10 protein-coding genes, 1 tRNA gene and 1 pseudogene are annotated in these 12,326 nt (G+C 70.2%); 3 read left to right on the forward strand and 9 right to left on the reverse strand.

Features of this window, described 5'->3' with window-relative positions; genetic code table 11:
- Position 1: 1 nt before the first annotated feature.
- The 5 genes from ACIBL4_RS10815 to ACIBL4_RS10835 all read right to left on the reverse strand — a co-directional run bounded on the left by ACIBL4_RS10815 (position 2) and on the right by ACIBL4_RS10835 (position 4,240).
- Positions 2-1,192: an MFS transporter gene (locus ACIBL4_RS10815; RefSeq protein WP_399408528.1), complete on the reverse strand. Its 1,191-nt coding sequence runs from the start codon at positions 1,190-1,192 to the stop codon at positions 2-4.
- A gap of 99 nt (positions 1,193-1,291) precedes the next feature.
- Positions 1,292-1,364: transfer RNA gene (locus tag ACIBL4_RS10820), tRNA-His, on the reverse strand.
- Between the two features lie 115 nt (positions 1,365-1,479).
- On the reverse strand, positions 1,480-2,082 hold the full coding sequence (gene orn, locus ACIBL4_RS10825; protein ID WP_037673934.1) for an oligoribonuclease: 603 nt from the start codon (positions 2,080-2,082) through the stop codon (positions 1,480-1,482).
- A gap of 167 nt (positions 2,083-2,249) precedes the next feature.
- On the reverse strand, positions 2,250-3,530 hold the full coding sequence (locus tag ACIBL4_RS10830) for a helix-turn-helix domain-containing protein (RefSeq protein ID WP_399408530.1): 1,281 nt from the start codon (positions 3,528-3,530) through the stop codon (positions 2,250-2,252).
- A 377-nt stretch (positions 3,531-3,907) separates the two neighbouring features.
- The gene (locus ACIBL4_RS10835) at positions 3,908-4,240 is read right to left on the reverse strand and encodes a hypothetical protein (RefSeq protein WP_399408532.1); all 333 of its coding nucleotides are present in this window, start codon (positions 4,238-4,240) and stop codon (positions 3,908-3,910) included.
- Positions 4,241-4,585: 345 nt separating this feature from the next.
- Here ACIBL4_RS10835 and ACIBL4_RS10840 point away from each other — a divergent pair, with 345 nt between their 5' ends.
- Together ACIBL4_RS10840 and ACIBL4_RS10845 are read left to right on the forward strand one after the other, a co-directional pair.
- The gene (locus tag ACIBL4_RS10840; protein WP_020123262.1) at positions 4,586-5,113 is read left to right on the forward strand and encodes a universal stress protein; all 528 of its coding nucleotides are present in this window, start codon (positions 4,586-4,588) and stop codon (positions 5,111-5,113) included.
- A 134-nt stretch (positions 5,114-5,247) separates the two neighbouring features.
- Positions 5,248-5,808, forward strand: a complete 561-nt coding sequence (locus ACIBL4_RS10845) for a GPR1/FUN34/YaaH family transporter (RefSeq protein ID WP_399408535.1) — start codon at positions 5,248-5,250, stop codon at positions 5,806-5,808.
- Between the two features lie 147 nt (positions 5,809-5,955).
- On the opposite strand, the gene glmS is transcribed toward ACIBL4_RS10845, so the two are convergent.
- Together glmS and ACIBL4_RS10855 are read right to left on the reverse strand one after the other, a co-directional pair.
- On the reverse strand, positions 5,956-7,773 hold the full coding sequence (gene glmS, locus ACIBL4_RS10850; RefSeq protein WP_399408537.1) for a glutamine--fructose-6-phosphate transaminase (isomerizing): 1,818 nt from the start codon (positions 7,771-7,773) through the stop codon (positions 5,956-5,958).
- 12 nt (positions 7,774-7,785) lie between these two features.
- Positions 7,786-8,043: a hypothetical protein gene (locus tag ACIBL4_RS10855; protein WP_037673904.1), complete on the reverse strand. Its 258-nt coding sequence runs from the start codon at positions 8,041-8,043 to the stop codon at positions 7,786-7,788.
- A 171-nt stretch (positions 8,044-8,214) separates the two neighbouring features.
- Here ACIBL4_RS10855 and ACIBL4_RS10860 point away from each other — a divergent pair.
- A pseudogene (locus ACIBL4_RS10860) lies at positions 8,215-9,782 on the forward strand (purple acid phosphatase family protein).
- Between the two features lie 35 nt (positions 9,783-9,817).
- Here the strand turns inward: ACIBL4_RS10860 and ACIBL4_RS10865 are convergent.
- Together ACIBL4_RS10865 and ACIBL4_RS10870 are read right to left on the reverse strand one after the other, a co-directional pair.
- Entirely contained in the window at positions 9,818-10,699 is an 882-nt protein-coding gene (locus ACIBL4_RS10865; protein WP_399408539.1) for a DUF4429 domain-containing protein, read from the reverse strand.
- Positions 10,700-10,739: 40 nt separating this feature from the next.
- Positions 10,740-12,020 (reverse strand): RNA-guided endonuclease InsQ/TnpB family protein, encoded by a 1,281-nt coding sequence (locus ACIBL4_RS10870; RefSeq protein WP_399408541.1) that lies wholly within the window; start codon positions 12,018-12,020, stop codon positions 10,740-10,742.
- Positions 12,021-12,326 lie beyond the last annotated feature (306 nt).

The raw sequence follows: 12,326 nt of genomic DNA on the forward strand, positions 1-12,326 counted from the left end.
GTCAGACCCTCGCCACCGCCGGCCGCCGGACCAGGTACACGGCTGCCGCAGACACCAGCACCGCCATGCACGCGATGAACACCAGGCCCGCGCCCTCCAGGCCGAGCGGGCTCGTCAGGAGGCCGGCGCCGATCACCGGGACCGAGATGCCCGCGTAGGCGACGACGAACAGCGTCGAGATCACCGCCGCCCGCCGGTGTTCGGGGGATGCCCCGGCGACCTCGGACAGCGCGCCGCGGAACGCCAGGCCCTGCCCGGCGCCGCCGACGAGTGCGCTCGGGACCACCAGGGACATCAGGTCCCACCGCAGCGCGCCCGCGAGCAGGGCCAGCCCGGCGAGGAGTCCGGCGCAGCCCAGTGGGAGGGAGCGCCGCACCCCGACGCCGCCGACCGCAAGTTGCCCGGCGGTCGACGCGAAGAAGGCCAGCGCGACGACCAGCCCGCTCACGGCGTGGTTGTCCACGTGCAGGGACTCGGCGAGGAATTCCGGGCTGACCGAGGTGAACACCCCGAAGAGGGCGAACCCCGCGAACGAGGCGATCGCCGCGGGGACGAACACCGCCCGGACCTGCGGCGGCAGCGCGGGGCGCTGCGGCCGTACGGTGCGCAGCGGTTTCCGTTCCCGTACGGTCTCCGCGAGCCGCAGCAGGACGACGGCCGACCCGGCCAGTAGCACCAGGTGCGTGACGAACGGCAGGTACAGCGGCCAGTCGGCGTACTGCGCGAGCAGCCCGGACAGCAGCGGCCCGCAGCCCAGTCCGCCCATGTTGGCGGCCGTCGCCACGAACGTGGCCCGGGAGGCGCCGCCTTCCGGCGCCAGCTCCATGACGTACGCCGTGGCGGCCCCCGTCAACAGACCGGCCGAGAGTCCCGACAGCAGCCGGCCCGCGTACAGCCAGCCCAGCCCGGTCGCGCACAGGAAACAGACGGCGCTCGCCGCCGCGAGGCCGAGGCCGTACAGCAGCACCGGGCGCCTGCCCACGGCGTCCGAGGCGTTGCCGGCCAGCAGCAGAACCCCGATGACCCCGAAGGCGTAGACGGCGTACACCACGGTCACCGTCAGCTCGGAGAACCCGAACTTGCCCTGGTAGAGGAGGTAGAGAGGAGTCGGCAGCGTGGTGCCGGCCATGCACACGGCGAACACCGCGCCGCTGAGCACACACGCACGCCACCCTCGGCGCTCACCGTCCATGCCGCCGACCGTAACCCCGGCCACTGCCCGGCCCGGGACCGGCGCGCAAAAAAGAATCAGCCGGTGGCTTCTACGCGAAGCCACCGGCTGATTACTCAGGGTGAGTGACGGGACTCGAACCCGCGGCATCCTGGACCACAACCAGGTGCTCTACCAGCTGAGCTACACCCACCATGACCGGCTTGGAGGTCAGTGATTTCCCCGACCGGCCGAGAAAAAGTGTACAGGGTCCGAAGGGGTGCTCGCGCCCGGCTTTCGCGGCGCCCCTCCACGGGCCCCCGGCACGGCTACTGCGCAGGCAGCACGTGCTTCGCGGCGATCTTCTTCGCCGTGTCCGAGTCGGGCCCGGGCTGCGGGACGAAGACGGCCTCGCGGTAGTAGCGCAGCTCCGCGATGGACTCGCGGATGTCCGCGAGCGCCCGGTGGTTGCCGTTCTTCTGCGGGCTGTTGAAGTACGCCCGCGGGTACCAGCGGCGGGCCAGCTCCTTGATCGACGACACGTCGACGATCCGGTAGTGCAGGTAGTCCTCCAGCGTCGGCATGTCACGCAGCAGGAAGCCGCGGTCCGTGCCGACGGAGTTGCCGCACAGCGGGGCCTTGCCCGGCTCCTTGACGTGCTCCCTGACGTACGTCAGGACCTGTTCCTCGGCGTCCTTCAGCGTCGTGCCGTCCGGCAGCTCGGCGAGCAGCCCGGACGAGGTGTGCATCTGACGCACCACCTCCGGCATCGTCTCCAGCGCGCGGTCCGGCGGCCGGATGACGATGTCCACGCCCTCGCCGAGCACGTTGAGCTCGGAGTCCGTGACGAGGGCGGCCACCTCGATGAGCGCGTCGTCCGACAGCGAGAGGCCGGTCATCTCGCAGTCGATCCACACCATGCGATCGTTCATGTGTCTAACCTTACGGTGAGCCGCCGCGGGCCGGACCGGCCGTGCGGTGACCTTGTGGCCGCCGGGCGCATCCGCCTCGCGGCCGAGGGCGCATCCGCCCCCTAAACGGCACCGGGCCCGCGCGGAGGGTCACCTCCCCGCGGGCCCGGTCACCGGCTCACGTCACATCACGTCGCGCTGCGCTGCCCCGGCAGACTCGCCCGGCTCGGCACGTACGACTCCCGCCCGTTGTCCGACCCGGCCGACGCCGACGCGGACAGGGCCGGGGACGATCCGACCGCGCTCGCCGCCGCCGTACGGCGAGACTGCAGCGGGACCGGGTGCTCCGGATGCAGCGGAGCGGGCGGCTGGCCGGAATGCCCCGGGTGCCCGGACATGCCGGGCCCCGTACCGCCCGGGGCGGCCTCGGTGTCCTGCGGCCGCTCGCCCTGCGGGCGCCGGGCGCGGTAGGCCGCCCGGTACGCGGCCGGCGACGAGCCCAGCTGGCGCCGGAAGTGCCCGCGCAGGGCGACCGGCGACCGGAAGCCGCAGCGCCCCGCCACCTCGTCCACCGAGTAGTCCGACGTCTCCAGCAGGCGCTGCGCCTGGAGCACCCGCTGTGTGATCAGCCACTGCAGCGGGGCACTCCCGGTCAGCGAGCGGAAGCGGCGGTCGAACGTACGACGGCTCATGTACGCGCGTGCCGCCAGCGTCTCCACGTCGAACTGTTCGTGGAGGTGCTCCAGCGCCCAGGCGACGACCTCGGCGAGCGGGTCGGCGCCGATCTCCTCTGGTAAAGACCTGTCGAGATAGCGCTCCTGGCCGCCGCTCCGGCGCGGGGGCACGACGAGGCGCCGGGCCAGGGCCCCTGCCGCCTCGCTGCCGTGGTCCGTGCGCACGATGTGCAGGCACAGGTCGATGCCCGCGGCGGTGCCTGCCGACGTCAGCACGTCGCCGTCGTCGACGAACAGCTCCCGCGGATCGACGTGCACCGACGGATAGCGCTTGGCCAGCGTCGGCGCGTACATCCAGTGTGTCGTCGCGGGCCGGCCGTCCAGCAGGCCCGCCGCCGCGAGAACGAAGGCGCCGGTGCACAGCCCGACGATGCGGGCGCCCTCCTCGTGTGCGCGGCGCAGCGCGTCGAGCGCTTCGTCCGGTGGCGGAGAAGTGATCGAACGCCAGGCCGGTACGACGACCGTGCCCGCGCGTGAGATCGCTTCCAGGCCATGTGGTGCGGTGAGTTCCAGGCCCCCTGTGGTCCGCAGTGGGCCGTCCTCGCCGCCGCACACCAGCAGTCGGTAGCGCGGCACGCCGGCGTCCTGGCGGTCGATCCCGAACACCGACAAAGGTATGGAACTCTCGAAGATGGGGCCGCCGCTGAACAGCAGCACCGCGACGATCTCCTTGCGACGTCGCCCGGAAAGCTTCCGGGCCGCGGCTTCCGGCGCGGCAGTGGAGTCGTGGCTCATACTGCTAAGCCCCCCTCGGTGGTCGCGGCTCCTCGGTTGTGTCGCTCCTGCACGTTTCCCCTCGGTCCTGCACGAGTCCCCCGCCGTAGACAGTCAAGATCGAATCTACTGTGTCCCGTCGCGCCGCAGTGGCCGGTTCGGCACTCGGCACATTGTCGACTTGGCAACTTGGCGTGAAGCATTCGATCACGAAGCGTTGCACTCGTGGGGCGTGCAGGGAAGTGCGCCTTGTCGCGGTGGCCAATCCGCGTAGGGTGCGCAGCACCCCGGAGGCCCTTTCCGTGCAGGTCGAACGGGGGTTGGGGGGTGGTCAGGCAGGGTGATGCGCGGGTGCGAGAAGTTGGCTGAAAAGCAGCGTGCGTGTGCGCGGAAACCGGTCAGCCGACCGGTGTATCCCCGCCAGTGTGCCGCCCGCCGCGATGCGACCCCGTTCCAGTGCGGTGGTGCCGGCCCCGGTGGGGCGCCCGGTCCTCCGCCGCCAGCCGGGCCGCGCCGCGCTCGGACTGCCGCAGCAGCACCCGGCACGCGCCCGTGACGGCCGCGAGCCCGAGGGCCGTGCCGGCGGCGCCGGCCAGGGAGGTGCCGTACCCGAGGAGCACGAGGGGGACGAGCAGGCAGCTGAAGGCCGCCCAGCGAACCACGTCCGTCGCGGTGTCCCGCGGCGGCGGGGCCGCGCGGTCCGCCTCGGAGGCGGGGCGGGGTCCGGGCATGCGTGCTCCCTGTGGCGTGACTCACGGGGTTCAACGCGCGGCCCGTGAGCAGGTCACTGTGTGACCCGATCACCCCCACGGGTAAGTGAATCCTGCGCAAACCGCCTGCGCAAACCGCCTGTACAGCGCAGCAACCATTGCGTTACGGGCGCCGCCTCGTGCATGCTCCCTGGAACCCGCACGCACGGCGGGCGGGATCTGGGCTAAGGAGGCGTGCCGCCGTACCCTTGGGGGTATGGGGTTGGGAAGACCATTCCCGGACACAGCGCCGCCGCACACTGCTGGATCTGTCAGCGAGCTCCGCTCGCGGGCCCACCCATAAAGGATCACAACGCCGAGACAGCCATGGCCGGTCACGAATTCTTCGAACCCGCGGACCGCAAGCGGCCCGTCGCCGATCCCACGGCGGCCGAGCCTCTGGCGGCGGAAGAGCCACGCCACTCCTGCGATCCCGCCTTCAAGCACGGGGTCGTCGTCGGCTTCGACGGCTCCACGTCCAGTGAGCGCGCCCTGGCGTACGCGATCGGCATGGCCCATCGCTCCGGGTCGGGCCTGATCATCGTCCACGTCGCCAACCGGCTGCCGACCACGGTGTGGGCCGGCTGTGAGCCGCCCGTGTTCGTGGACGTGCCGGACCACCGGACCGAGGTGCTCGGTCTTGAGCTGGCCTGTGCGGACTACCTCGCCGAGGTGCCCTGGATCCTGGTCGAGCGCGGCGGCGACATCTGCCACGAACTCGAAGAGGTCGGCCGGGAGTACGAGGCCGACGCGATCGTCGTCGGGTCGACCCATGGCATCGTCGGGCGGATCTTCGGCTCCGTCGCCGGGCGGCTCGCCAAGCGGGCGAAGCGGCCCGTCATCGTCATTCCCTGAGCAGTCCCTGAGCGCCAACTCCCTTGCCGCCCCTGTGCAGTGCGTAAATCTACTCGTGCGTAGAGGTGTTTGTGCCCTTGTGAAGGGCATATACGGGACACCGCACAACTGCACATGCACGAAGGGAGCCCGCCGTGGACAAAGACGTCTCCGCGGGAAGCGGAATCACGACCGTGGCCGGTCGACTCGCCCTCGGAATCACCCTGTTGGCCTTCGGACTCGGCAACACCGCCGTGATGGACGGGGTGTCCGCCGCCGACGCCACGTCCCTCGCCCAATACGTGGGCGGAGTCGCCCTCTTCGTCGCCGGAATGGTGGCCCTGCGCGAGGGTGACGCCGCCGGTGGTACGGCGTTCTCGGTACTCGGGGCGCTGTGGTTCACCTGGGCCGTGTCCGACGCCGCCGCCGGCAACGAGGCAGGGTTGTTCCTGCTGTTGTTCGCCCTGGTGGTGCTGTCTCTCACGCTGGCGGGCGGGGATCAGCTCGGGCGGGGCGTGTACGGCCTGTTCTGCGTGTCGCTGCTGCTTCTCGCGGTCGCGGCGTTCGCGGAGAACGACGGGCTCGCGAAGGCCGGGGGCTGGTTCGCCGTCGCCGCGGGGGCTGTTGCCTGGTACGCGGCGACTGCGGCGCTCGCGCACTGGCCCACGGCGGTTCCGCGACGCGCTGCGGGCCGGGGAGTGACGGCCACCGGTTAGCTGCGCAGGCCGGGGGGTTGGGCGGCCTCCCGGTGTTGAAAACGGACCCCCTGTGCCTGGTGGCGGCGCTTGGGGGTCCGTCCTCTTTGTTTGGCCTGTGCGGGTGTGTGGGGGTTGTTCGCGCAGTTCCCCGCGCCCCTGGGCTAGCTACTCAACCGTTACTGACTTGGCCAGGTTCCTTGGCTTGTCGATGTCGCGGCCCAGGGTCAGGGCCGTGTGGTAGGCGAGGAGTTGGAGGGGGATGCCGAGCAGGATGGGGTCGAGTTCGTCCTCGTTCTTCGGGACGATGATGGTTTCGTCGGCCTTCTCCTGGTGCTGGTGGGCCACCGCGAGGATCTTGCCGCTGCGGGCCTTGATCTCCTCCAGGGCGGCGCGGTTCTTCTCCAGGAGGTCGTCGTCGGGGACGATTGCGACCGTGGGGAGCGCGGGCTCGATCAGGGCCAGCGGGCCGTGCTTGAGCTCGGAGGCGGGGTAGGCCTCGGCGTGGATGTAGGAGACCTCCTTGAGCTTCAGGGAGGCCTCGCGGGCCACCGGGTAGCCCCGCACCCGGCCGATGAAGAGCATCGAGCGGGCCTCGGCGAACTGGAGGGCCAGCTTCTTGACGTCCTCCTCGTGCTCCATGATCTCGGCGATCTGGGCGGGCAGCTTGCGCAGGCCCTCGATGATCCGCTTGCCGTCGCGGACCGACAGGTCGCGGGTGCGACCCAGGTGGAGGGCGAGGAGCGCGAAGGCGACCGTGGTGTTCGTGAAGCACTTCGTGGAGACGACGCAGACCTCCGGGCCCGCGTGGACGTAGATGCCGCCGTCGGCCTCGCGGGCGATCGCGGAGCCGACCACGTTCACCACGCCCAGGACCCGCGCGCCCTTGCGCTTGAGCTCCTGCACGGCGGCGAGGACGTCGTAGGTCTCGCCGGACTGGGAGACGGCGACGTAGAGGGTGTCGGGGTCGACGACCGCGTTGCGGTAGCGGAACTCCGAGGCCGGCTCGGCGTCGGCGGGGATGCGCGCCAGCTCCTCGATCATCTGGGCGCCGATCATGCCCGCGTGGTACGAGGTGCCGCAGCCGAGGATCTTCACGCGGCGGATCCGGCGCGCCTCACGGGCGTCGAGGTTCAGGCCGCCCAGGTGCACGGTGGAGAAGCGGTCGTCGATGCGGCCGCGCAGCACGCGGTCCACGGCCTCGGCCTGCTCGTGGATCTCCTTGTGCATGTACGTGTCGTGGCCGCCCATGTCGTAGGAGGCCGCCTCCCACTCCACGGTGGTGGGCTCCGCGGTGGTGCGGGTGCCCTCCGTCGTGTACGTGCGGAAGTCGTCGGCCTTCAGGGTGGCCATCTCGCCGTCGTCGAGGGTGACGATCTGGCGGGTGTGGGCGACCAGCGCGGCGATGTCGGAGGCGACGAACATCTCCTTCTCGCCGATGCCGAGGACGACCGGGGAGCCGTTGCGGGCGACGACGATCCGGTCGGGGAAGTCGGCGTGCAGCACGGCGATGCCGTACGTGCCCTCGATGAGCCGGAGCGTCTCGCGGACCTTGTCCTCCAGCTTCGTCGCCTGCGAGCGGGCGATGAGGTGGGTGAGGACCTCGGTGTCGGTCTCGGAGAGGAACTCGACGCCGTCCGCCTCCAGCTTGCGGCGCAGGTCGGCGGCGTTGTCGATGATGCCGTTGTGGACGACGGCGACCTTGCCCTCGGCGTCGAGGTGCGGGTGGGCGTTGACGTCGGAGGGGGCGCCGTGGGTGGCCCAGCGGGTGTGGGCGATGCCGGTCGTGCCCTTGAAGCGGGCCGGGACCTTGGCCTCCAGATCGCGGACGCGGCCCTTGGCCTTGACCATCTTCAGGCCGGAGGCCTTCGGGGACGTGATGACGACGCCCGCGGAGTCGTACCCGCGGTACTCCAGGCGCTGGAGGCCTTCCAGGAGGAGGGGAGCGACGTCACGCTTCCCGATGTAACCGACGATTCCGCACATGTATACGTAGTCCTAGCCGTAGACGATGCGCCGCAGCTGCCGGAGCGAGAGCTCCGGCGGTGCCACCGCGCGGTATTTGAGATCCGCCTCGATCCGCTCGAAGATCGCCGCGTTCACCAGGCCCTGGGCCTGGAGCTCGCGGTGGCGGCGACGGACGTACTCCTCGGTCGTCTCGTCGAAGTAGGCGAGCACGTCCTGGATCACGCGCAGCGCCTCACCCCGGTTGAGGGGCGTGGACCGCGTCAGATGATCAACGAGTTCGTCGTGCACCCGGTAGATCCTGAAGCACCGGCGGCGCTTACGCAAGATTTCTGCCCGTTTCCGGGCAGAAGGCTGCGGGAATCCCTTGGGGGAACGTTGAACCTGTCATGAGCGCCTGTTCGTGAAGCGTCCACCGGGCGGCCGGTGTCCCGTTGCCCGAGGCGTCGATTTTTGGACGCCATGGACACTCCTCGTATGGGCGTACCCGAGCGGCTCGCCAAGCGCATGAGCATGGCCGAGCAGCACGAGTACCTGCGCGCCAGGTTCTCCCGGTGATCAGAGGCGGTGCCGTCACGCTCGGCGCCGTCACCGGTGGCGCGTTCGTACCGGGCGCCACCGCCCAGGCCGCCGTTCCGAGCGGGCGGGCCGGCACCGACACCGTCGACGGCGCCCGGGTGGCCCCCTTCGGCCGCCACCTCGCCTACGGCACCGACCCGCGCACCGAGATGACCGTCTCCTGGCAGGTCCCGGTCGCCGTCAAGAAACCGTTCATCCGGATCGGCGCCCACCCCACTGACCTCTCCCGGAAGATCGACGCCGAGGTCCGCACCCTCTTCACACCGGCCGGTGTCGGCGCGAGCGGCAACCACACCCAGTACTACGTCCACGCCAAGCTGACCCACCTGCGCCCGGGCCGGACGTACTACTACGGCGTCGGCCACCAGGGCTTCGACCCGGCCGAACCCCACCTGCTGGGCACCCTCGGCACCTTCACCACCGCCCCCGCGCACAAGAAGCCGTTCACCTTCACGGCCTTCGGCGACGAGGGCGTCAGCTACCACGCGCTCGCCAACAACAGCCTCCTCCTCGGCCAGAACCCGGCCTTCCACCTGCACGCCGGCGACATCGCGTACGGCGACCCGACCGGCCAGGGCCGGACCGACGACACCGGCTTCGACTCGCGCGTGTGGGACCAGTTCCTCGCCCAGACCGAGTCCGTCGCCAAGTCCGTCCCGTGGATGCCCGCCTACGGCAACCACGACATGGAGGCCTGGTACTCGCCCAACGGCTACGGCGGCGAGGAGGCCCGCTGGACGCTCCCGGACAACGGCCCCGACAAGAAGAACCTCCCGGGCGTCTACTCCTTCGCCTACGGCAACACGGCCGTCATCTCGCTCGACGCCAACGACATCTCCTTCGAGATCCCGGCCAACCTCGGCATCTCGGGCGGCACCCAGACCAAGTGGCTCGAAGCCCAGCTGAAGAAGTACCGGGCCGCGCCCGACATCGACTTCATCGTCGTGTTCTTCCACCACTGCGCCTACTGCACCTCCACCTCCCACGCCTCCGAGGGCGGGGTCCGGCAGGAGTGGGTGCCGCTGTTCGAGAAGTACACCGTGGACCTGGTCGTCAACGGCCACAACCACCAGTACGAGCGCACCGACGTCATCAAGGACGGCAGGGTCACCAGGAAGCTCCCGATCGGCGGCACGGCCTATCCGGAGACCGACGGCGTGGTGTACGTGACGGCCGGCGCGGCGGGCCGCAGCCTCTACGCGTTCAGCGCCCCGCTGTCGTACGAGGGCAACGAGCACGACGTGGACTCCGTGTCCTCGTTCGTCAACGTCAAGGGCGGCAAGCAGAACGAGACCGTCACCTGGTCACGGGTGCGTTACCTCGACTACTCCTTCCTGCGCGTGGACGTCGCCCCCGCGCCGAAGGGACGCCTGGCCACGCTGACGGTGCGCGGCATCGCCGAGACCGGTGACCGGGTGGACCACTTCACGGTGGCGCGCCGGGCGAAGTAGCGCCCGTAGGCAGCGGTCCGGGGTGTCCCGGGGCGCTACATCCGCTTGAGGATCGCCTGCTTGGCCAGTGCGAACTCGTCGTCCGTCAGGACGCCCGTGCGGTGCAGGTCACCGAGCTCGCGCAGGCGGCGCAGCAGGGCGTCGTGATCGTCCTCGGCGGACGCGACCGGGGGAGAAGGCAGCTCCGGTCGCGCGTCCGGGACGTCGGTGGCGGCCCGGGCCGGGTGCGGAAGCCTGGCCTGGACCGCCGCCGCGACCAGCGCCATCAGCGGGTCCTTCTTGAAGCCCCACAGCTCCACGGCGTTGGGGTCGTACTTGGGCGGAGCCTTGGTGGGGGCGTGCCGCACGGTGAAGCGGAGGTAGCCGTTCTCCAGACCCGCCGCCGGCTGCCATTCCACGCCCGTGATGTCGGTGAGCGCGAGAGTGCGGGCACCGGCGGCGGCCTTGGCGTCCTCCGCCTTCCAGTTCCACTCCAGGCGTATGCGCTCGCCGTCGAAGGCGGCGGTGCCGTCCCCGGCGGAGACCGACAGGGGGACGGACGGGCCCGGCAGCAGGTAGGCGTCGACCGGTTCGCTCGGCACCTGGTCCAGGAGCAGCGCGTTGCGGACCTCGTCCGTCAGGTACTCGGCGACGCCGTAGCGGTCGGATTCGACGATCAGCTGGTACGGGTCGTGGGGCTCGGTGAGCCGGCCGCCCGTCGCGTGCAGCAGCGGGTCGGCGCCGTCGCGCAGTCGGAGCCTGAGCCGCCCCGCCTTCTTGCCCTGCTCGAAGGAGATCCCGGCCAACGCCCCGAGCGGGACCACCAGTTCACCCAGCTCCCTGCGCAGCAGACTGACGTTCCTGTCCCGCCCGGGGGTCAGCCGCAGGGCGTCGCCGTCGAAGGCCCATGTGCCGTCCTTCTGGATGATTTCCGCCATGGGTTGACATCCTCCCCCTCTGAAAGAGCGAGATTCCAACCTATTTGGGTTGAGGTTCACGGGCGCTCGAACGGCTGGTGGCCGTTGTCACCCCTCCGGCACCGGCTGAGCGCCGGGGGCGGGGGATCCCGCCCTGTCCTGCCGCGACGTTGATACTGGCGTTGGTGTCCGCGTTGCACGTGAAGCCGCAGGAGGAACAGACGAACTCGGCTTGGCTCTTGCGCGAGTTCTTGTCGATCCATCCGCAGCTACTGCACCGCAGGCTGGTGTAGGGGGCGGGCACGTCTTCGACCCGGCCGGGGGCTTTGTTGCCGGTGCGCTGCCGGAGCAGGCCCCAGCCCTGGGCGAGGATCGCCCGGTTCAGGCCGGACTTCTGGGCGACGTTCTGGCCGGGATGCTCCACGGTTCCCTTCGCGGAGCGGGTCATGTTGTGGATGTTCAGCTTCTCGAACCGGACAAGGCCATAAGAGCGAGCGAGCATGGTGCTGGTCTTCTCGCACCAGTCCTTGCGCCGGTTCGCCTCCCGCGCCTTGAGCCTGGCCGCCTTCGCGTACTCGGACGCCTTCTGGGGGCTGTCCTTCCTCGCTCTGGCCGCCCGCCGCTCATGCTTTCGGATCTGGGCGCGTTCCTTGACGGTGAGCTGTGGGCAGTTCAGCTTCCGGCCGTCCGAGAGGGCAGCAGTGATCGTGACACCTCGGTCGATGCCGATCACCTCGCCCGTGCCGGGCGCCGGGATTGGCTCAGGGATGACTGCGAACGCGATGTGCCACTGCCCGCTGCGGAAGGTGACCCGGAACGTCTTCGCCTCGGGCAGCTTCGCGCCCTTGCCCTTGGCGCTGAGACGGAACCGGACCCAGCCGCAGCCGGGCACTTTGACCTGAGCCCACCGCCGGTTGAGCCTCTGCACCACGACCGACCGGCCCATGACCTGCCTGCCGGTCTTCGCGTTCCGCTTCGGCGACCCGTCCGCGTGATATTCCGGTACGCGGTCGGTGCCGATGACCCGAAAGCCCTCGTGTACATGCTTCCGGCGCCAGGTCGGCTCACCGAACCCGGACGTGAACCTGGCGTCCTTGGCCCTGGCGAAGTCCTTCAATGCCTGCTGCTGCACATCCGCGTTCCCCGAGCTGAGCCACTCGTTCTCCCGCCGGGCCTCGGTGAGCTGACGGCACTGCTCCGCGAAACCGGGCGCGCTCCTACGCCACCGGCGCCAGTGCGAGTGTTGCTCAACGGCAAGATTCCACACGTACCGGGCGTGCGCGCAGTGCGTGAGCATCCGCTCAACCTGCACAGGCGACGGGTACATCCGGAAACGTGACATGCCACGAACCTAGCCACCCCTTTCCCCTCCCGCGCACGCCTTCGATCAACATCACCCATCAGAGTGACCGGCGACGCTTTCACCTTCCACGACCCTCAACCAACACCACGAACGGCTCAAGGCCAACCTCACCACCGTCCGTCCCGACACGCCGAATCGCCCCGGCGGCGATTCGGCTCCCCTCTGCCCGCTACGCGACAGCGGGCATTCGCCCCGGCCCTGAAGGACCGGGCACCCTGCCCGGCAAGCAAGGTGGAACGTCCTGGGGATCGAGTGGTATCGGTCGCCGCGGGTTCCGTGGGGTGC

It is taken from the genome of Streptomyces sp. NPDC050416, assembly GCF_044458845.1.
Classification (GTDB): domain Bacteria; phylum Actinomycetota; class Actinomycetes; order Streptomycetales; family Streptomycetaceae; genus Streptomyces.